Here is an 18969-nt window from a genome sequence, read left to right on the forward strand (position 1 = left end):
CGGGGGTTCTCCATCCTCGTTTGTTCAGGCGCGCAGCCGTCCTGCCAGGCGTTGTTCCACGGAAGCCAAGGCGCCCTTGACGGTCGCTTCGATGTCTTCTTCGGTCAGTGTAGCGTCGTCGCGGTTGAGCACCAGCCGGACCGCCAGGCTTTTTTCGTCTTCGGCCAGAGCACCGGTTGCGCCGCCTTGCCCCACGGCCTGCTTCTTCGGCCGGTACACGTCGAAGAGCACCACGTCTCGCAACCAGGGATTCGCCGGCGCGCGGATGGCATCGACCACCGCCGCGTGCGTGACGGACTCCTTGACCACGATGGCAAGGTCGCGCTCGACTGCCTGGTGGCGGGCCACAGCCTGGTAGGCCGGCACCGAGCGCGCCAGTACGGCGTCCAGCTCCAGCTCGAACATGACAGGCGCCTGGGGAAGCTCGTACGCCTGCCGCCAGCGCGGGTGCAACTCGCCCACGTGGCCGATGCAGCGATCCTCCAGCCAGACGCTGGCACAGCGGCCCGGGTGCATGGCCGGGTGCTCGGCGGTGCGGAACTCAGGAAGATGCGGCGACAGCAACGCCTGTACATCGCCTTTCGCGTCGAAGAAATCCACGGCGCGCTCGGGCGAACCCCATTGCAGGGCATCGACCGCACCAAAGCACAAACCCGCCACCCGCATGGGCTGGGCAAACCCGGCCACGCTGGTATCGCTGTCGGGTACGGTGGCATCCTTCAGAAACACCCGACCCAACTCGAACAGCCGAACCCGGTCGGCACGCCGATCCAGGTTGAACTTGAGCACTGCGATCAGGCTGCCCAACAGCGATGACCGCATCACGCTCATCTGGCTGGCAATCGGGTTCAGCAGCCGGATCGGCGTCGGGTTGCCGGCCAGCTCGTGCTCCCAGCGCTCCTCGACGAAGCTGAAATTGATCGTTTCCTGATAGCCCAATTGGGCGAGCTGCCGCCGCACGGCAAACGGGCCACGGCGCGACTCGGGACGGACCCGGGCCGTGATGGGTGCCAGCGGTGGCGTGTCGGGCAACTGCTCGTACCCGATGACACGGGTCACTTCCTCGATCAGGTCTTCCTCGATCAGAAGGTCGAAGCGATAGGCGGGTGGTGTGACCGTGACCAACCCATCGCCCTCTTCGACCAGCAGGCCCAGGCGGCGCAGCGCGCCAGCGCACTGCGACTGCGAGAGCGGCATGCCCGTGACCTTGGCCGCGCGCGCCACACGAAGGCTCACCGGCTGCGCTTTAGGCATGTTGACCACGTGGTCGTCGAGCACCGCGGCCTGCCCGCCGCAGATTTCCAGGACGAGCTGGGTGATGCGTTCGACGTGCTCGACGGTGGTGGAAGGGTCCACACCGCGCTCGAACCGGTGGCCGGCATCGGTAGAGAAGTTGTAGCGGCGTGAGCGGCCGGCGATGGCCTTGGGCCACCAGAAAGCAGCCTCGATGTAGATGTTGCGGGTATCGTCCGACACCGCCGTGGAGTCACCACCCATGATGCCCGCCAACGACTCGACGCTCTGGTCGTCGGCGATCACGCCCACCCGCTCGTCCAGCGAGACCGTATTGCCATTGAGCAGCTTGAGCGTCTCTCCCGCAAGACCCCAGCGCACGGTGAGGCCACCATGGATCTTGTCGAGATCGAAGATGTGGGAAGGCCGCCCCAATTCGAACATGACGTAGTTGGAAATGTCCACCAGCGCGGTCACGCTGCGCTGACCACAACGCGCCAGGCGCTCGACCATCCACGCGGGCGTGGCAGCCTGGGTGTTGACGCCACGCACGATGCGACCGGAGAAACGGCCGCACAGGTCGGGCGCCTGCACCTTCACCGGCAGGCAATCCTGAAGGCTGGCTGGAGCGGGGGGAAACACCGGCTCGACCAGCGGCGCACCCGTGAGTGCGGCCACTTCGCGCGCAATGCCGAAGACGCTCAGGCAATGCGCCAGATTGGGCGTGAGCTTGAGCGTGAAGAGCATGTCGTCGAGCGCGAGTTGCTCGCGAATGTCGCGACCCAACGGAGCGTCGCCAGGCAACTCCAGCAAGCCGCCATGGTCCTCCGACAACTTGAGCTCGCGCGCCGAGCACAGCATGCCCTGGCTTTCGACACCCCGCAGCTTGCCCAGCTTGATCTGGAAAGGTTTGCCATCCTCGCCCGGTGGCAATTCGGCGCCCACCAGCGCACACGGGACCTTGATGCCCACACGCGCATTGGGTGCGCCACACACAATGTTGAGCAGACTCCCCTGCCCCACGTCGACCTGACACACCCGGAGACGGTCTGCATTGGGATGCTGAACGGCTTCCTTGATCTCGCCCACCACCACGCGAGTGAACGGCGGCGCCACCGGCTCCAGCTCTTCGACTTCCAGACCAGCCATGGTCAGGGTGTCGGCCAATTGCTGGCTGGTCAGTGGCGGATTGCAGAAGGCACGCAGCCAGGATTCAGGAAATTGCATGTCGTGGTCTCAGCGGAACTGGGCGAGAAAGCGGACATCGCCGTCGAAGAACAGGCGAAGATCGTTGACGCCATAGCGCAGCATGGTCAGGCGGTCCGGCCCCATGCCGAAGGCAAAACCGATGTAGCGCTCCGAGTCCAGGCCCATATTGCGCACCACGTTCGGATGCACCTGACCGGAACCCGCCACCTCCAGCCAACGGCCGGCCAGCGGGCCATGCTGGAACTGGATGTCGATCTCGGCACTGGGCTCCGTAAAAGGAAAGAAGCTCGGACGAAAGCGGAGCACCAGATCGTCGGACTCGAAGAAGGTGCGGCAGAAATCCGTGAAAACGAACTTCAGGTCCTTGAAGCTCACGTTCTCGCCAATCCACAGGCCCTCGCACTGGTGGAACATCGGCGAATGGGTGGCGTCGCTGTCCACCCGATAGGTGCGGCCTGGCGCGATCACGCGGATCTCCGGCATGCTCAGCCCGGCATCGAGCGCAACGCGGTGGCGCTTGACGTGCTGCACCGCGTGGCGAATCTGCATCGGGCTGGTGTGGGTGCGCAGAAGATTGGGCGCCTTCTCGCTGCCGCCCTCCACATAGAAGGTGTCGTGCATGGAACGCGCCGGGTGGTCTTCGGGCGTGTTCAGTGCGGTGAAGTTGAACCAGTCGGACTCGATCTCGGGACCCTCGGCCACTTCGAAACCCATGGAGCCGAAGATTGCCTCGATGCGCTCGAGCGTGAGGCTCACCGGATGAAGACCGCCCTGGCCACGCTGTCGTCCAGGCAGCGTCACGTCCAGCGCCTCGGCCCGGAGTTGTGTCTGCAGCTCTGCGTCGGCCAGTGCCTGGCGGCGCTCGTTGAGCGCGGCCTCGATGGCCTGTTTGGCCAGGTTGATGGCGGCGCCACGCGTCTTCTTTTCATCGACCGAGAGTGCGGCCATGCCTTTCATCAGCTCGGTGATGCGGCCGGACTTTCCCAGAAACAATGCCTTGGCATTTTCCAGGTCGGCGGGGGCTGTCGCGTTTGAAAACGCGGCTCGTGCGCCTTCGACCAGTTCGTCCAACTCGTTCATGTGTTTGATGGAATCGTTGGGAAACAAAAAAAGGGTTGAAGCCAGCGAGGGAACCCCTCAAGCCTCAACCCCTTTGAGCGACTGGAGAGCACCGCGGCAAGGCGGCGCTCCCTGCCGTGAATCAAGCGGCCAGCTTGGCTTTGACTTGCTCCACGATGCTGCCAAAGGCAGCCGGGTCGTTCACCGCCAGATCGGCCAGGACCTTGCGGTCGATTTCGATCTGAGCCTTCTTCAGGCCATTGGCGAACTGGCTGTACGTCAGGCCGCATGCACGGGCACCAGCGTTGATACGGGCAATCCACAACTGCCGGAACACGCGCTTCTTGGTGCGGCGATCACGGTAGGCGTATTGCCCTGCCTTCATCACCGCCTGCTTGGCGATGCGGAAGACGTTACCGCGGCGGCCGCGGAAACCTTTGGCCAGAGCCAGGACTTTTTTGTGTCGGGCGCGAGCCGTGACACCACGTTTGACGCGAGGCATGTGTTACTCCTTGTTCGTCGTTGATCAAATGCCCATGCCGGGCAGCATCTGTGCCATGTGACCCATGTTGGTCTCATGCACGGTCACCGCACCCCGCAGATGGCGCTTGTTCTTGGTGGTCTTCTTGGTCAGGATGTGACGCTTGAAGGCTTGACCGCGCTTGACGGTGCCACCGGGACGAACGCGAAAACGCTTCTTCGCGCTGCTCTTGGTCTTCATTTTGGGCATTTGCATGCTCCTTTTCATTTGTGCTCGTGAGGCGCCGCGAACCTTCCGCGGGCTTGTTGGCCCCGAGCCACTTTTATGGACGACCTTTCGGTCATCCGTTCGGCAGCCATCCTCTCGGATTTCGCCTCGAACCGCCAGGAGACTACCCTGCCGGTTCAATCCTTTGTTTTCCCCCGCAGCCCTCAGGCTGTCGGCTGTCCTTCTGCAGGCGCTGCGACAGCTTCCGCTGCCTTGGGCGCTCCGCCGCCGGTCTTCTTGCGCCCCGGCGCGATCATCATGATCATCTGGCGCCCTTCGAGCTTGGGAAACTGTTCCACCACGATCGAATCGGCCAACTCGTCACGAATACGGTTCAGAAGCGCCAGCCCGAGATCCTGGTGGGTGATTTCTCGACCGCGGAAACGCAAGGTGATCTTGCATTTATCGCCATCGTCCAGAAACCGGCGGATGTTGCGCATCTTGATGTTGTAGTCGCCGTCGTCCGTGCCCGGGCGGAACTTGATTTCCTTGATCTCGATGACGGTCTGCTTGGCCTTCGCCTCGGCAGCCTTTTTCTGCTCCTGGTACTTGAACTTGCCGTAGTCCATCAAACGACACACGGGAGGGACGGCGGTGGCCGCAATCTCGACCAGGTCCACATCCAGCTCACCGGCCATGCGCAACGCTTCTTGCAGACTGACGATGCCCAGTGGTTCGTTTTCCGGTCCGTTGAGGCGAACCTCGGGGGCCATGATTTCCCGGTTCAGTCGGTGTGCGCGCTCTTCACGCTGGCGGCGGTCGCGAAAGTTGGTAGCTATGGTGAGTTCCTTCGTGTGGGCTGATCAAACACAATAGCGACCCTCACGGCCGCCAGCTTGCAAGCGCGGGGCGCAATGACCGCAGGGGCTTCGATCCTGGTGTTTGATGTCAAACCTTGGATGAAACGTCTGCCGCAATGAGTTTGGAAAAGGCTTCCAGCGGCATGACTCCGAGGTCTTTGTTACCTCGAGCCCGCACAGCCACGGCACCAGCCGCCTTCTCCTTATCGCCCACGACAAGGATAAAAGGCAGCTTTTGCAACGCGTGCTCCCGTATTTTATACGTTATTTTCTCATTGCGAAGGTCGGTCACCACCCTAAGCCCTTGATTCTGCAACGTTTTCGCGATTTCACGACAGTAATCGGCTTGCCCATCGGTGATGTTCAGCACCGCGACCTGTTCCGGCGCCAGCCAGACGGGCAAAGCGCCCGCATGTTGTTCGATCAGGATGCCGATGAAGCGCTCCAGGCTACCGACGATGGCGCGGTGCAGCATGACGGGGTGCGCCCTTCCGCTCGTTTCGGTCACGTACTCGCCGCCCAGACGTTCAGCGGTGTTGAAATCCACCTGCATGGTGCCGCATTGCCATTGGCGCCCGATGGCGTCCTTGAGCGTGTATTCGATCTTGGGGCCGTAAAAGGCGCCATCGCCGGGCGAGACGATGAATTCGCAGCCTGAGCGGCGCAGGGCCTCCATCACGGCGAACTCGGCCTTGTCCCACAACTCGTCCGAGCCCACGCGCTTTTCGGGGCGGGTTGCCACCTTGTAGATGATGTCCTTGAAGCCAAAGTCGGCATAGACCTTTTGCAGCAAGGCCGTGTACGCGATGCATTCCTCCAGGATCTGGTCTTCGGTGCAGAAGATGTGCCCGTCGTCCTGCGTGAAACCGCGCACGCGCATGATGCCGTGCAGCGCCCCACTGGGTTCGTTGCGATGGCACTGGCCGAACTCGCCGTAGCGCAGTGGCAGGTCGCGGTAGCTCTTGATGCCCTGCTTGAAGATCAGCACGTGTCCCGGGCAGTTCATCGGCTTGAGCGCGTATTCGCGCTTCTCCGACTCCGTGGTGAACATGTTGTCGCGGTAGTTGTCCCAGTGACCGGTCTTCTCCCACAGGCTCTTGTCCAGGATCTGGGGGCCCTTCACCTCCTGGTAACCGTTGTCGCGGTAGACGGCACGCATGTATTGCTCCACCGCCTGCCAGACCGTCCAGCCCTTGGGGTGCCAGAACACGAGGCCGGGTGCCGTCTCTTCCATGTGGAACAGATCGAGCTCTCGGCCCAGCTTGCGGTGGTCGCGCTTTTCGGCTTCCTCCAGCATCGTCAGATAGCCCTGCAACTCGTCCTTGGTGGCCCAGGCCGTGCCGTAGATGCGCTGCAGCATTTCATTGCGATGGTCGCCACGCCAGTAAGCGCCGGCCACTTTCATCAATTTGAAGTGCTTGAGCTTGCCCGTGCTGGGCACGTGCGGACCTCGGCACAGATCCTCAAAGGCGCCTTCGCGGTAAAGCGACACGTCTTCGTTGCTCGGGATGCTGGCAATGATCTCGGCCTTGTAGTGCTCGCCCATGCCCTTGAAATAGGCCACCGCCTCGTCGCGTGGCAACACGCGGCGCACCACCGGTTCGTCCTTCGCCGCCAGCTCAGCCATGCGCTTTTCGATGGCCGCCAGATCGTCGGGCGTGAAGGGTCGCTTGTAGGAGAAGTCATAGAAGAACCCGTGCTCGATCACCGGACCGATCGTGACCTGCGCATCGGGAAACAACTCCTTGACCGCATAGGCCAGCAAGTGGGCCGTGGAATGGCGAATCACCTCCAGCCCGTCGGCGTCCTTGGCCGTGACGATGGACAGCGGGCTGTCCTGCGTGATGAGGTGGCTGGTGTCGACCACCTTGTCACCGATCTTGCCGGCCAGCGCGGCCTTGGCCAGACCGGTGCCGATGGAGGCGGCTACGTCGGCGACCGTGACCGGGCCAGGAAACTCGCGTTGGGAACCGTCGGGGAGCGTGATGTGCAACATGGTCGTCCAGAAAACAAAAAAGCGCGGCAGGGGCCGCGCTGGTGTGAGAGGAAAAGGGAATCGGGCAGGCGCGAACTGCAGGCCTCAAGGGGCCAGGGGAGTCAGCTCCATAGTTCGCGGTGTCATAACCAGATTGCCTTTCTCGCTCTTGGTGAGTCAGAAGAAACAGGATTTTCCCACAAATCCCGGGCGCGGGCGCCAATGCGGACCCGGATCGAAACATCTCCAAACATCATGGGAGCCGACATGCGTGCAGACTACGCGCTGCTTTCACGTCCCATCCAACGACCGCATGAAACTACTCCCCTTGTTTTTCTCGCTGAGCGCAGTGGCGTTCGCACCCCTGGCTGCCGTGGCGCAGACCCCTGCGCGCCAGCCCGCCGCCCAACCTGCCTCCGCCGCCAAGCCGCCGGCCAAGCGCCCCCCGCTGGCCCGCTCTGCGGCCAAGGCCGTGGAAGAAATAACGCCCATCGAAGAGGACTCCAATGTGATCCTCACCGAAGCCGATCTCGCGGTCGCTCAAAGGGTGTACGTCGGACAGATCCCCTGCGAACTGGGTTCGTCTGTGCAGATCACGCCAGCGAAGCGTCAAGGGTTTTTCATCGTGCAGGTCAAGAATGTGCGCAACGCGCGCTACTACATGCACCCGGTTGAAAGCCGCACGGGCGCCATCCGCCTGGAAGACCCGAAACGGGGTGCTCTCTGGCTCCAACTGGGCAACAAGTCCATGTTGATGAGCCAGAAACTGGGTGCAAGACTGGCCGATGAATGCATGAGCCCCGAGCAGTTGACCCTGGCGGATGAAATGAAAAGAAATCCGCCCAGAGGTCTGCTGGATCCGGTCGACCCTCCTGTGGTCACGCAACCCGCAACACCCTCCACCACAAACTGAAACGCCACCCCGAAGGGTGGCGCCCTGTCTCCTCACCGCTTCGGGTGAATTCAGTGGAACTGCTCTTCCTCGGTCGAGCCCGTCAGCGCCTTGACGCTGGATGAACCGCCCTGGATCACGGTGGTCACGTCGTCGAAGTAACCCGCGCCCACTTCCTGCTGGTGCGAGACGAAGGTGTAGCCCTTCTCACGTGCCTTGAATTCGGGCTCCTGCACCATCTCGGTGTAGTGCTTCATGCCTTCCCCACGAGCGTAGGCGTGGGCGAATTCAAAGGTGTTGAACCAGTTGATGTGGATGCCGGCCAGCGTGATGAACTGGTACTTGTAGCCCAGCGCGGCCAGGTCTTCCTGGAACGAGGCGATCTGCTTGTCGTTGAGGTTCTTCTTCCAGTTGAAGGATGGCGAGCAGTTGTACGACAGCAGCTTGCCGGGGCAGGCGGCCTGCACGGCCTGCGCGAACTCGCGAGCAAAGCCGATGTCGGGCACACCAGTCTCGCACCACACCAGGTCGGCATAGGGCGCGTAAGCGATGCCGCGGCTGATGGCTTGCTCCAGGCCGTTCTTGACACGGTAGAAGCCTTCCTGCGTGCGCTCGCCGGTGAGGAACGGCTTGTCGTTGGCGTCATGGTCACTGGTGATGAGGTTGGCGGCTTCGGCGTCGGTGCGGGCCAGCACGATGGTGGACACGCCCATCACGTCGGCGGCGAAGCGCGCGGCGATCAGCTTCTCGCAGGCTTCCTGCGTGGGCACCAGCACCTTGCCACCCATGTGGCCGCACTTCTTAACAGCGGCCAGCTGGTCTTCGAAGTGCACGCCGGCGGCACCGGCGGTGATCATGTTCTTCATCAATTCGAACGCGTTCAACACGCCGCCAAAACCGGCTTCGGCATCGGCCACGATGGGCAGGAAGTAGTCGATGAATTCCGGGCTGCCCGGTTCAATGCCGCGGCCCCACTGGATTTCGTCGGCGCGCTTGAAGGTGTTGTTGATGCGACGGACCATGGTGGGCACCGAGTCGTACGCGTAGAGCGACTGGTCGGGGTACATGGTTTCCGAGGTGTTGCCATCGGCAGCGACCTGCCAGCCCGAGAGGTACACGGCCTCAAGGCCTGCCTTGGCCTGCTGCATCGCCTGGCCGGCGCTGATGGCGCCGAAGGCATTCACGTAGCCCTTCTTGGCGCCGCCGTTGACCTTGTCCCACAGCTTCTCGGCACCGCGCTTGGCCAGCGTGTGCTCGATCTGCATGCTGCCGCGCAGGCGAACCACGTCGGCGGCGGAGTAGCCGCGCTTGACACCTTTCCAGCGCGGATTGGTGGCCCAGTCTTTTTCCAGGGCTTCGATCTGTTGGGCGCGGCTGAGTTGCTCGGTGAGGGATTGGGGCATGACGGACTCCGTGAGGTTGATGGGAAACAGACTGGCTTCGGGCTTGCATCGGTCGGCATGCAAGCGGGATGCCGATGGAGTGACTTTAAGTCTTATAGAAGAGTTTTAAAAGCTCTTATGTCTTATATAAGAGAAAAATTTTCTCTTTGTTTTTCAACAATCTATTCGGAGTATTTCTCAATATGGCAATCAGTCTCTCGCATTGAGAAAAAATCATGCGCCGCAGCATTTCATGACTCCACCATACGAAATGGAGATTTCTCATGCAGAAATGCCCCTCACGGCCATCGGGCATGATGCAGCCCACTTTCGTGCAGCCACCCACTTCCCTTGAATTCAACCCTCCCCCTCAACCGTTGGTGGGCCTATGCCTGCCTCGCCCTGAGCATGGCCCTGGTGGGCAGCTACGTCGCGCTCTCCAAGCCCCTGGTGCTCGTGTTTCCGGTGTTCCTGCTGGCCTGGTTGCGCTTTGGCATCGGTGGCCTGGCCATGTGGTCCTGGCTGCGCAAACCCGCGTCCGAACCGCCCATGACGGCGCGAACGCGCTGGTTGCTCTTCCTGGAGTCGTTCCTAGGCAATTTCCTGTTCTCCATCTGCATGCTGTTTGGCGTGAGCATGACGACGGCGGTGGCTGCAGGCGTGGTCATGTCGTCGATTCCTGCCGTGGTGGCGGTGCTGAGCTGGCTCTTCTTGCGTGAGCGAATCGGCTGGCGCAGCGCCGCAGGCATCGCCTGCGCGGCCATCGGCATTGGCCTTTTCTCGTTGCAGAAGGCCGATGCGGGTGCAAATGCCGTGGCCGATGCCAGCGGGCCTTTCGGCATCAGCCGTGCGCTGCTGGGCAACCTGTTGGTGTTCGCTGCCGTGGTGTGCGAGGCGTCTTACGTGGTCATTGGCAAGCGCCTGACCGAAGGCCTGAGCCCCAAGCGCATCTCGGCCGTCATCAATCTCTGGGGGTTTGCGCTGGTGACGCCGTTTGGCATCTGGGCAGCGTGGCAGTTCGACTTCGGCACCGTGGCCGCGCCAATCTGGGTCCTGCTGGTGTTCTACGCGCTGGCGGCCAGCATGTGGACGGTCTGGCTCTGGATGACCGGCCTCAAGGTCGTGCCGGCATCGCAGGCGGGGGTGTTCACCGTGATGCTGCCGATCAGCGCGGCCGCCATCGGCGTGTTGTTCATGGGTGAGCGACTCACGCTGCTTCAGGGGGTGGCTTTCGGCATTGCCCTGCTGGGCCTGGTGCTCGCGACCTTGCCCGGCCGAAATCCGCGCTGAATCAAGCGCACCAGAGCCCGGTCGGCTGGGTCATGCCCATCCAGATCGCCCAGCCCGATGTCAGCGCCAGCACCAAGCCGGCCAGACGGATGCCCCATGCACCCGAACGAGCACCGCGCAAGTGCAGCAGAAGCCAGGGACCAGCCGTCAGAGAGACCGAAGTGCCGAGCGAAAAAAGCGCCATGATCGATGCACCTTCGATCGCGCTGGCCGAAAGCGATGCCACCAACAAGGCCGAATACAGCAAGCCACAGGGCATGAGCGCCCACCCCACACCCAGGACCACGGGGGCACGCGACCCGAGCCTGCCGAGCACCGGGCGTGCCCGGCGCCAAACGTTCTGGCCCAGGTTTTCGATCCACGCGGGCTGGCGTGCCTGCCAGAGCAGCACGGCCCCGAGCAACAGAGCGGCCACGTGAAACATGGTCCAGACCGGCCTCAGCACGGTGGTGTTCGTACCCAGCCAGGCCAGCCCCTGCACCGAGCCTGCCGCCAGTGCACCGAACAGGGCATAGCCGAGCATGCGGCTCAACTGGAACGTCAGCAGCGCAGACGTGCTGCGCGCACCCGCAGCGCGTGAGATACCCGCGCACGCAGCGCCACACATGGCCACGCAGTGGGGGCCGCCCACGACGCCCATGAACAGGGCCGTGATCGCCATGGAAGTCTGCATCGCTGCGTGCTCGCTCAGATGATCCGTGAGAACCTTGCGCGCTCCCGGTCGGCCTGCAGGTTCTTGTCGAACACCATGGCGATGGCGCGCACGAGGAACCAGCCGGCTTCGGTCACCTGAACGCCGCCGTCGAGAAGCCTCACCAGCCCCTGCTCGGCCATGGTGTGGAGCACCACGAGTTCGCGTGCGAAGTAGCGTTTGAAGTCGATCAGATGACCCAGCTCGATCGATTCGAACTGCAACTCGCCCTGGCACATGAGCGACATGATGACCGCGCGGCGCAGCAGGTCATCGCGCGTGAGCGCCAGGCCACGCACGATGGGCAGGCGCCCTTGATCGAGCAGGTCGCCGTACTCGGCCAGCGTCTTGGCATTCTGGCTGTAGGTGGCGCCGATGCGGCCAATGGCGGAGACGCCCAGGCCGATCAGGTCGCAATCGGGTTGTGTGCTGTAGCCCTGAAAATTCCGGTGCAGCCGGCCCTGGCGTTTGGCCACGGCCAACGCATCGGTGGGCAGCGCGAAGTGGTCCATGCCCACATACACATAGCCTGCACCCATGAGCGAGTCCAGCGAGGCCGACAGCATCGACAGCTTGTTGCCGGGGCTTGGAAGCTCGGCAGCGGCAATGCGGCGCTGGGGCTTGAAGCGCGATGGCAGGTGGGCGTAGGCGTACAGCGCAATGCGGTCGGGCCGCAGTTCATTGACCTGCGCCAGCGTGCGCGCGAAAGACGTGGGCGTTTGCTGCGGCAGGCCGTAGATCAGGTCGACATTGATCGATTCAAACCCGATGCGCCGCGCCGCCTCCACCAGTGTGAACACCTGTTCGGCGGGTTGCACGCGGTGCACCGCTTTCTGAACGGCCGGGTCGAAGTCCTGTACACCGAAGCTCAGCCGGTTGAAGCCCATGCGAAACAGCAAGCGCAGGCGTTCCTCGGTCACCGTGCGCGGGTCCACCTCGATCGAATACTCGCCACCGGGTGTCAGGGTGAAATGGCGCCGCAGCATCGCCATGAGCTCGTCGAGCTCCGCATCGGAGAGAAAGGTCGGCGTACCGCCGCCCAGGTGCACTTGCGACACCGCGTGGCCTTGACCGAAATGAGCCATCTGCAGTTCCACCTCACGCGTCAGATGGCGCAGGTATTGAGCCGCACGCTCGTGGTGGCGGGTGATCACCTTGTTGCACGCGCAGTAGTAGCAGACCGACTCACAGAACGGGATGTGCACGTACAGCGACAGTGGCAGTGCCATGGAACCCGCACGGCGCTGCTCCAGCGCCTGGATGTAGTCGGTCTCGGTGAAGGCCTCGATGAAACGATCGGCGGTGGGATACGAGGTGTACCGAGGGCCGGGAACATCGAAGTGCCTGAGCAGGTCGTCGGGAATGGCTTGGCTCACGGGAAGGGTCTCCATATGGGTCCACTTTGCACCGGGACGGCATTGGCACCCTTGATCTGCGTCAAACGCCGCCCAAGCGGCCCCTCGGCAGTGACACACCATAGGGGTATGCTTAAGACTTTGAGGGATCACACGAACTGCATATGGATGCCCAGACCATCAAAGTGGCCTGCTCGAGCTGCAACTTGCGCGAGTTGTGCCTGCCCATGGGGCTCAATGCCGGCGAGATGGACAAACTCGACCGGGTCATCTCCACGCGCCGGCGGATCAAGCGCGGCGCCCCGTTGTTCAACGTGGGCGACCGCTTCACTTCGCTCTACGCTGTGCGCTCGGGATTCTTCAAGACCTGCGTGACCACCGCCGACGGCCGCGACCAGGTGACGGGCTTCCAGATGACGGGCGAGATCATCGGCATGGACGGCATCGTCAGCGACCGCCACTCCTGCGATGCGATCGCGCTGGAGGACGCCGAAGTGTGCGTGATGCCGTTCGATCAGGTCGAAGAGCTTTCGCGCGAGTTCACCACGCTGCAGCACCACGTGCACAAGATCATGAGCCGCGAGATCGTGCGAGACCACGGCGTGATGCTGCTGCTGGGCAGCATGCGGGCCGATGAGCGTCTGGCCGCTTTCCTGCTGAATCTGGTACAGCGCCTGCACGCACGGGGTTTCTCACAATCCGAGTTCGTGTTGCGGATGACTCGCGAGGAAATCGGCAGCTACCTGGGCATGAAGCTGGAAACCGTGAGCCGCACATTCTCCAAATTCGTTGAAGACGGCATCATCGAAGTGAAACAACGATACGTGCACATCAAGGACACGGAAGCGCTCAAGCAGATCGTGAATCCGCAGCACTGCAGGTAGCCGGCGCTTCGTTCTCAGCGTTCGCCGTCTTTGAAAGGCCTGGTCAACAGCAACGTGAGCGCGCTGGACACGGCCGCCACCGCCCAGAACACGAAGAACGCCACGGTGTAGATCGCCTGGCGCGACCATTGCAGAGGTTGTCCAAACCAGTGCAGGTCGCTCGGATCGACCATGGCGAACACCACCATTTCCAGCACCGCCGCCACCAGGAAGGCGGGCCAGGCGATCACCATCCAGGGCCGCGCACCCATGTCACCGGTCCTGTGGCACCACGGGCGAGGCCGCGTGGTTGCGGGCCTGATGGGCGGGTTGCAGCTTGATGAGCGCATCCGCCCTCGCCTGGCCCTGCAAGGCCATGGCGGCCTGGCGATCACGTTCGAAAGCGGCCTTGTCCAGCACAGGATCGGCGTTGTGAACCGCGATCCAGGCGGTGATCAGGCTGGCCACGACCACCGCCAGCGGCCCACCCACCACCAGCCACATCTGCGGCACACGCCACCAGGCGGGGGCTGAGGTCTTGAGAACAGCGGGGGCGGATGGGTTCATGGGGTGCTCCTGGGTGGATGGCGCCTGCGCTTCATCGTGGAACGACGAAGGCGGCCTTTTCGTTCACGCGCGAGACGGTCTCGCCAGTGGAATGAATCTCGAATTCAATGGGGTGCGAACCGGTGGTGGCAGCGTCTGGCGGAATCTGCACCCGCACCGCGACCGAACGCACCCCGGTGGGCAGCACCTCGACCTCGGCATCCGAGGCCAGGGTGATGCCTGGCAGGCCGGAAACACCGATGGCGTAGCGCTGCGTCGATTCGGTCGCGTTCATGATCTGAAGGCGGAACACGTTTTCGATGCGCCCCTGCTCCACCATGCGCGCGAGCGCGCCGCGATCGCGGATCACGTCCACCTTGAGCGGCGTGCGCAGGAACAGGCTCACGCCCAGGGCCAGCGTGATCGCGAGCAGGATGCCGCCATAGGCCAGCACCCTCGGGCGCAACGCACGCTGAAGCATCTGGCGTGTGTTCCAGCCCTGGGCCACGCCGTTCTGGGTGGAGAACCGGATGAGTCCACGTGGGTAGCCCACCTTGTCCATCACGTCGTCGCACACATCGATGCAGGCCGCGCAGCCGATGCACTCGTACTGCAGGCCCTTGCGGATGTCGATGCCGGTGGGGCAGACCTGGACGCACAGCGTGCAGTCCACACAGGACCCGAGGCCCAGCGCCCTGGGGTCGGCCTTTTTTGAACGCGCTCCCCGTGGCTCGCCGCGTTGTGCGTCGTAGGTCACCACCATGGTGTCCGGATCGAACATCGCGCTCTGGAAGCGCGCGTACGGACACATGTGAAGGCAGACCTGCTCACGCAGGAAGCCGGCATTGCCGTAAGTGGCCAGGCCATAGAAGAAGATCCAGAAGGTCTGCCAGGGACCGAGCGAGGCTGCCAGCGACAGCGCGCCGAGTTCGCGGATGGGGGTGAAGTAGCCCACGAAGGTGAAGCCGGTCCACAGCGAGAACACGACCCACAGTGTGTGCTTGAGTGTCTTCTTGCCGAACTTCGAAGCGGTGAGAACCGACTGGTCCAGCCGCAGGCGCGCCGAGCGGTCGCCTTCCACTTTCTTTTCGATCCAGAGAAAGATTTCCGTGTAGACCGTCTGCGGGCATGCAAAGCCGCACCACAGCCGCCCGGCCACCGCCGTGAAGAGGAACAGCGCGAGCGCCGAGATGACGAGCAGGCCGGTGAGGTAGATGAAGTCCTGCGGATACAGGACCAGGCCGAAGATGTAGAAGCGGCGCGCCTCCAGATCGAACAGCACCGCTTGCCGTGCGTTCCACTCCAGCCAGGGCAGCCCGTAGAAGACCAGTTGCGTGAGCCAGACCATGATCCAGCGCCAGTTCGAGAACAGGCCCGACACCGATCTCGGGTGGATTCTCTTGCGAGACGCGTACAGAGAAACCATCACCTCATCGTCGCCGGCTCCGGCGGAAGGCTGGGCGACGATGGGAATGACCGCTCTGGGCTGGCTGGCGTCTGGGCTGGCGGAGGTCACGGGAGAAATCAGTTGGCGGCGACAGGCTTGTTGGACAGACCCCAGATATAGGCGCTGAGCACGTGGATCTGGTCGGCATTGAGCTTGCCGGCCTGGGCGGGCATCTGGTTGGTGAAGCCGTTGGTCACCGCGCGCACGATGGCCTCTTCGCCCCAGCCGTGCAGCCAGGTGCCATCGGTCAGGTTGGGCGCGCCCATCGCCGGGTTGCCTTTGCCGTCCATGCCGTGGCAGGCCGCGCAGGCACCGAACTTGGCGCGGCCCTGTACCGCGCGCACCGGGTCGTGCGGCGTGGCAGAAAGACTGAGCACGTAGTGCGCCACGTTGCGCACGTCTTCGGGCGTGCCGACCGCAGCGGCCATGGGCGGCATCACGCCGGTGCGGCCTTCCGTGATCGTGGTCTTGATCGCGGCGGCATCACCTCCCCAGAGCCAATCGCCATCGGTCAGGTTGGGAAAGCTGCGCGCGCCGCGTGCATCCGAGCCGTGGCACTGGGCACAGTTGTTCATGAACAGGCGCTCGCCAATGGCCATGGCCGAGGCGTCACCAGCCAGTTGCTCGGGCGCCATCCCCTGGAATTTCTCGTAGATCGGTGCAATCGCCTTTTCCACCCGTGCCACCTCGGCCTTGTGCTGGCCATCGGACGACCAGTTCAGCACGCCCTGGTAGGTGCCGAACATGGGGTAGAGCAGACCGTAGATCAGCGAGAACACCACCGTGATGATGAAGAGGTAGACCCACCACTTTGGCAGCGGGTTGTTCATCTCGCGCAGGTCGCCGTCCCACACGTGGCCGGTGGTGTTGTCGTCGTTGGCCTTGACCTTGGTGGTGCCGCTGATCCAGAGCAGAACCACGCAGGCGACGATGCTGATGAAAGTGAGGCCGCCAACGTAGATCGACCAGAAGTTGCTTGTGAAGTCGCTCATGATGTTTCTCTTCTTGTTCGGGCCGCGGTCATGCTTCGTCTTCGAAAGGCAGCCGGGCCGCTTCTTCGAAGCGGTCCTTGTTGCGCCTGGACCAGGCCCAGGCCACGATGCCCAGGAAGGTCAGCAGACTGATCACGGTGACGGCGCTGCGCAGGTCGTTGATGTCCATGGGGTGCTCCGTGAGAGTTACTTGATGGCCGTGCCCAGCACCTGCAGGTAGGCGATCAGGGCTTCGAGCTCGGTCTTGCCCTTCACGTCGGCGCGGGATGCGGCGATTTCTTCGTCGGTGTAGGGCGCACCCAGCGTGCGCAGCACTTCCATGCGGCGCGGGATGCCTGCCTCGTTGACGGTCTTTTTCTCCAGCCACGGGTAAGCCGGCATGTTGGACTCCGGCACCAGATCGCGCGGGTTGATCAGGTGCAGGCGGTGCCATTCGTCGCTGTAGCGACCGCCCACGCGCGCGAGGTCGGGCCCGGTGCGCTTGCTGCCCCACTGGAACGGCCGGTCGTACACGAACTCGCCCGCCACCGAGTAGTGGCCATAGCGCAGCGTCTCGGCCTGGAACGGGCGGATCATCTGCGAATGGCAGTTGTAGCAACCCTCGCGCACGTAGACGTCGCGCCCGGCGATCTGCAGCGCGCTGTAGGGCTTGAGGCCCTCCACCGGCTGCGTGGGGGATTTCTGGAAGAACAGCGGGACGATCTCGACCAGCCCGCCGACCGCGATCACCAGCACGATGAGCACGATCATCAGGAAATTGTTGGTCTCGATCCGCTCGTGGGTGAAACCCTGGGATTTCTGGTTGGCCATGGTGGGTCCTCAGGCGTGGGCGGGGTTGATGGCGGGAATGCGCACGTCCTGCACCTGGCCGTTGCGCGCCGTCATGACCGTGTTCCAGAGCATCACCAGCATGCCGCCCAGATAGAGCACGCCACCGAGCAGGCGGATCACGTAGAAGGGAAAGGTGGCTTTGACGGACTCGACAAAGGTGTAGGTCAGGCTGCCGTCGGGATTGACCGCGCGCCACATCAGGCCCTGCATCACACCGGCGATCCACATGGCCGCGATGTAGAGCACGATGCCGATGGTGGCGATCCAGAAGTGCAGTTCGATGGCGGGCACCGAATACATCTTCTTCTGGCCGAAGAGACGCGGGATGAGGTAGTACATCGATCCCATCGTGACCAGGCCCACCCAACCCAGCGCGCCCGAGTGCACGTGGCCCACGGTCCAGTCGGTGTAGTGGCTCAGGGCGTTGACCGTCTTGATCGACATCATCGGACCCTCGAAGGTCGACATGCCGTAGAAGGAAAGCGAGACGATCAGGAAGCGCAGGATCGGGTCGTCACGCAGCTTGTGCCACGCGCCCGAGAGGGTCATGATGCCGTTGATCATGCCGCCCCAGCTGGGGGCGAGCAGGATGAGCGAGAACACCATGCCGACCGATTGCGTCCAGTCCGGCAGCGCGGTGTAGTGCAGGTGATGGGGACCGGCCCACATGTAGGTGAAGATCAGCGCCCAGAAGTGCACGATCGACAGGCGATACGAATACACCGGCCGCTCGGCCTGCTTGGGGATGAAGTAATACATCATTCCCAGGAAGCCGGCGGTGAGGAAGAAGCCCACCGCGTTGTGGCCATACCACCACTGCACCATCGCGTCCTGAACGCCGGCGTACGCCGAGTAGGACTTGAACAGGTCCACCGGCAGCGCGGCGCCATTGACGATGTGCAGCAGGGCCACGGCGAGGATGAAGGCACCGAAGAACCAGTTGGCCACGTAGATGTGGCGCACCTTGCGGATGCCGATGGTGCCGAAAAACACCACCGCGTAAGCGACCCACACCACCGCGATCAGCAGGTCGATCGGCCATTCGAGTTCGGCGTACTCCTTGCCTTGCGTCAGGCCCATGGGCAGCGTGATCGCGGCCAGCACGATCACCAGTTGCCAGCCCCAGAAGGTGAAGGCGGCCAGGCCGTCGGAAAAGATGCGCGTCTGGCAGGTGCGCTGCACCACGTAGTAGCTGGCGGCGAACAGGCCGCAGCCGCCGAAGGCGAAGATGACCGCGTTGGTGTGCAGCGGTCGCAGGCGGCCGTAGGACAGCCACTCGACGCCCAGATTGAGCGCCGGCCAGGTGAGCTGCGCGGCAATGATCACGCCCACCAGCATCCCCACCACGCCCCACACCACCGTCATGATGGCGAACTGCCGCACCACTTTGTCGTTGTAGACCGCCGACTGGCCGGCCTTGCTTGTCAGGGACATACAGAACTCCTCGCAAATGTCGCTGGATGAAGTGTCATCACAGCGCGAGGTCGTCACCTTGACCTAGGTCAACCGAGCTCAATCGCCCTTCAGAATTCGCTCGCCTTCGCGTTCGATGTTGTCGAACTGACCCGCTTGCAGCGCCCACCAGAAGACGCCGATGATCCCGAACACAAGAAGCACGGACAGAGGAATCAACAGGTACAGGATGTCCATGCGGGG

General features: G+C 63.1%; 20 protein-coding genes. 3 read left to right on the forward strand and 17 right to left on the reverse strand.

Annotation, left to right across the window (positions count from 1 at the left end; genetic code table 11):
- Positions 1 to 24: 24 nt before the first annotated feature.
- From pheT to thrS, 6 genes are all read right to left on the reverse strand, one after another.
- Positions 25 to 2460 carry a phenylalanine--tRNA ligase subunit beta gene (gene pheT / locus ACTIF6_RS07710; RefSeq protein WP_439587381.1) on the reverse strand — a complete coding sequence of 812 codons (2436 nt, stop codon included), beginning with the start codon at positions 2458 to 2460 and terminating at the stop codon, positions 25 to 27.
- A 9-nt stretch (positions 2461 to 2469) separates the two neighbouring features.
- Positions 2470 to 3522 (reverse strand): phenylalanine--tRNA ligase subunit alpha, encoded by a 1053-nt coding sequence (gene pheS, locus ACTIF6_RS07715; protein WP_439587382.1) that lies wholly within the window; start codon positions 3520 to 3522, stop codon positions 2470 to 2472.
- A gap of 121 nt (positions 3523 to 3643) precedes the next feature.
- The gene (gene rplT / locus ACTIF6_RS07720) at positions 3644 to 4003 is read right to left on the reverse strand and encodes a 50S ribosomal protein L20 (protein WP_086120609.1); all 360 of its coding nucleotides are present in this window, start codon (positions 4001 to 4003) and stop codon (positions 3644 to 3646) included.
- 24 nt (positions 4004 to 4027) lie between these two features.
- Positions 4028 to 4231, reverse strand: coding sequence for a 50S ribosomal protein L35 (gene rpmI, locus ACTIF6_RS07725; protein WP_066151481.1), 204 nt, complete (start codon positions 4229 to 4231; stop codon positions 4028 to 4030).
- 182 nt (positions 4232 to 4413) lie between these two features.
- Positions 4414 to 5028 (reverse strand): translation initiation factor IF-3, encoded by a 615-nt coding sequence (gene infC / locus ACTIF6_RS07730; protein WP_439587525.1) that lies wholly within the window; start codon positions 5026 to 5028, stop codon positions 4414 to 4416.
- A gap of 109 nt (positions 5029 to 5137) precedes the next feature.
- The gene (gene thrS, locus ACTIF6_RS07735; RefSeq protein WP_439587383.1) at positions 5138 to 7045 is read right to left on the reverse strand and encodes a threonine--tRNA ligase; all 1908 of its coding nucleotides are present in this window, start codon (positions 7043 to 7045) and stop codon (positions 5138 to 5140) included.
- Between the two features lie 292 nt (positions 7046 to 7337).
- Here thrS and ACTIF6_RS07740 point away from each other — a divergent pair, with 292 nt between their 5' ends.
- The gene (locus tag ACTIF6_RS07740) at positions 7338 to 7937 is read left to right on the forward strand and encodes a hypothetical protein (RefSeq protein WP_439587384.1); all 600 of its coding nucleotides are present in this window, start codon (positions 7338 to 7340) and stop codon (positions 7935 to 7937) included.
- A gap of 50 nt (positions 7938 to 7987) precedes the next feature.
- Here ACTIF6_RS07740 and aceA read toward each other — a convergent pair whose 3' ends face one another.
- Positions 7988 to 9319, reverse strand: coding sequence for an isocitrate lyase (gene aceA, locus ACTIF6_RS07745; protein WP_439587385.1), 1332 nt, complete (start codon positions 9317 to 9319; stop codon positions 7988 to 7990).
- Between the two features lie 330 nt (positions 9320 to 9649).
- On the opposite strand from aceA, the gene ACTIF6_RS07750 reads away from it, so the two are divergent.
- Positions 9650 to 10588 (forward strand): DMT family transporter, encoded by a 939-nt coding sequence (locus ACTIF6_RS07750; protein ID WP_439587386.1) that lies wholly within the window; start codon positions 9650 to 9652, stop codon positions 10586 to 10588.
- A 1-nt stretch (position 10589) separates the two neighbouring features.
- Here ACTIF6_RS07750 and ACTIF6_RS07755 read toward each other — a convergent pair whose 3' ends face one another.
- Both ACTIF6_RS07755 and hemN read right to left on the reverse strand, forming a co-directional pair.
- Positions 10590 to 11249, reverse strand: a complete 660-nt coding sequence (locus ACTIF6_RS07755; protein WP_439587387.1) for a sulfite exporter TauE/SafE family protein — start codon at positions 11247 to 11249, stop codon at positions 10590 to 10592.
- 26 nt (positions 11250 to 11275) lie between these two features.
- Entirely contained in the window at positions 11276 to 12655 is a 1380-nt protein-coding gene (hemN, locus tag ACTIF6_RS07760) for an oxygen-independent coproporphyrinogen III oxidase (RefSeq protein WP_439587388.1), read from the reverse strand.
- 143 nt (positions 12656 to 12798) lie between these two features.
- On the opposite strand from hemN, the gene fnr reads away from it, so the two are divergent.
- Positions 12799 to 13518, forward strand: a complete 720-nt coding sequence (gene fnr, locus ACTIF6_RS07765; protein WP_439587389.1) for a fumarate/nitrate reduction transcriptional regulator Fnr — start codon at positions 12799 to 12801, stop codon at positions 13516 to 13518.
- A 14-nt stretch (positions 13519 to 13532) separates the two neighbouring features.
- Here fnr and ACTIF6_RS07770 read toward each other — a convergent pair whose 3' ends face one another.
- The 8 genes from ACTIF6_RS07770 to ccoS form a co-directional block, all read right to left on the reverse strand.
- Positions 13533 to 13769 (reverse strand): hypothetical protein, encoded by a 237-nt coding sequence (locus ACTIF6_RS07770; RefSeq protein WP_439587390.1) that lies wholly within the window; start codon positions 13767 to 13769, stop codon positions 13533 to 13535.
- Between the two features lies 1 nt (position 13770).
- A complete protein-coding gene (locus ACTIF6_RS07775; RefSeq protein WP_439587391.1) occupies positions 13771 to 14064 on the reverse strand; it encodes a FixH family protein in 294 nt (97 codons plus the stop codon).
- Between the two features lie 31 nt (positions 14065 to 14095).
- The gene (gene ccoG, locus ACTIF6_RS07780) at positions 14096 to 15559 is read right to left on the reverse strand and encodes a cytochrome c oxidase accessory protein CcoG (protein ID WP_439587392.1); all 1464 of its coding nucleotides are present in this window, start codon (positions 15557 to 15559) and stop codon (positions 14096 to 14098) included.
- Between the two features lie 8 nt (positions 15560 to 15567).
- Positions 15568 to 16482: a cytochrome-c oxidase, cbb3-type subunit III gene (ccoP, locus tag ACTIF6_RS07785; protein WP_439587393.1), complete on the reverse strand. Its 915-nt coding sequence runs from the start codon at positions 16480 to 16482 to the stop codon at positions 15568 to 15570.
- 28 nt (positions 16483 to 16510) lie between these two features.
- Entirely contained in the window at positions 16511 to 16651 is a 141-nt protein-coding gene (locus ACTIF6_RS07790) for a cbb3-type cytochrome oxidase subunit 3 (protein WP_439587394.1), read from the reverse strand.
- 17 nt (positions 16652 to 16668) lie between these two features.
- Positions 16669 to 17292, reverse strand: a complete 624-nt coding sequence (ccoO, locus tag ACTIF6_RS07795; protein WP_439587395.1) for a cytochrome-c oxidase, cbb3-type subunit II — start codon at positions 17290 to 17292, stop codon at positions 16669 to 16671.
- Positions 17293 to 17301: 9 nt separating this feature from the next.
- On the reverse strand, positions 17302 to 18747 hold the full coding sequence (gene ccoN / locus ACTIF6_RS07800) for a cytochrome-c oxidase, cbb3-type subunit I (protein WP_439587396.1): 1446 nt from the start codon (positions 18745 to 18747) through the stop codon (positions 17302 to 17304).
- Positions 18748 to 18825: 78 nt separating this feature from the next.
- Entirely contained in the window at positions 18826 to 18963 is a 138-nt protein-coding gene (gene ccoS / locus ACTIF6_RS07805) for a cbb3-type cytochrome oxidase assembly protein CcoS (RefSeq protein WP_204735344.1), read from the reverse strand.
- Positions 18964 to 18969: the final 6 nt, after the last annotated feature.

The sequence above is a fragment of the Hydrogenophaga sp. genome (assembly GCF_051860785.1).
Taxonomy (GTDB): domain Bacteria; phylum Pseudomonadota; class Gammaproteobacteria; order Burkholderiales; family Burkholderiaceae_C; genus Hydrogenophaga.

What these genes read in the sequence shown, in the direction of transcription:
- pheT (WP_439587381.1), bottom strand. Translation starts at nt 2,460, where the DNA reads ATGCAATTTCCTGAATCCTGGCTGCGTGCCTTCTGCAATCCGCCACTG.
- pheS (WP_439587382.1), bottom strand. Translation starts at nt 3,522, where the DNA reads ATGAACGAGTTGGACGAACTGGTCGAAGGCGCACGAGCCGCGTTTTCA.
- rplT (WP_086120609.1), bottom strand. Translation starts at nt 4,003, where the DNA reads ATGCCTCGCGTCAAACGTGGTGTCACGGCTCGCGCCCGACACAAAAAA.
- rpmI (WP_066151481.1), bottom strand. Translation starts at nt 4,231, where the DNA reads ATGCCCAAAATGAAGACCAAGAGCAGCGCGAAGAAGCGTTTTCGCGTT.
- thrS (WP_439587383.1), bottom strand. Translation starts at nt 7,045, where the DNA reads ATGTTGCACATCACGCTCCCCGACGGTTCCCAACGCGAGTTTCCTGGC.
- ACTIF6_RS07740 (WP_439587384.1), top strand. Translation starts at nt 7,338, where the DNA reads ATGAAACTACTCCCCTTGTTTTTCTCGCTGAGCGCAGTGGCGTTCGCA.
- aceA (WP_439587385.1), bottom strand. Translation starts at nt 9,319, where the DNA reads ATGCCCCAATCCCTCACCGAGCAACTCAGCCGCGCCCAACAGATCGAA.
- ACTIF6_RS07755 (WP_439587387.1), bottom strand. Translation starts at nt 11,249, where the DNA reads ATGGCGATCACGGCCCTGTTCATGGGCGTCGTGGGCGGCCCCCACTGC.
- fnr (WP_439587389.1), top strand. Translation starts at nt 12,799, where the DNA reads ATGGATGCCCAGACCATCAAAGTGGCCTGCTCGAGCTGCAACTTGCGC.
- ACTIF6_RS07770 (WP_439587390.1), bottom strand. Translation starts at nt 13,769, where the DNA reads ATGGGTGCGCGGCCCTGGATGGTGATCGCCTGGCCCGCCTTCCTGGTG.
- ACTIF6_RS07775 (WP_439587391.1), bottom strand. Translation starts at nt 14,064, where the DNA reads ATGAACCCATCCGCCCCCGCTGTTCTCAAGACCTCAGCCCCCGCCTGG.
- ccoP (WP_439587393.1), bottom strand. Translation starts at nt 16,482, where the DNA reads ATGAGCGACTTCACAAGCAACTTCTGGTCGATCTACGTTGGCGGCCTC.
- ACTIF6_RS07790 (WP_439587394.1), bottom strand. Translation starts at nt 16,651, where the DNA reads ATGGACATCAACGACCTGCGCAGCGCCGTCACCGTGATCAGTCTGCTG.
- ccoO (WP_439587395.1), bottom strand. Translation starts at nt 17,292, where the DNA reads ATGGCCAACCAGAAATCCCAGGGTTTCACCCACGAGCGGATCGAGACC.
- ccoN (WP_439587396.1), bottom strand. Translation starts at nt 18,747, where the DNA reads ATGTCCCTGACAAGCAAGGCCGGCCAGTCGGCGGTCTACAACGACAAA.
- ccoS (WP_204735344.1), bottom strand. Translation starts at nt 18,963, where the DNA reads ATGGACATCCTGTACCTGTTGATTCCTCTGTCCGTGCTTCTTGTGTTC.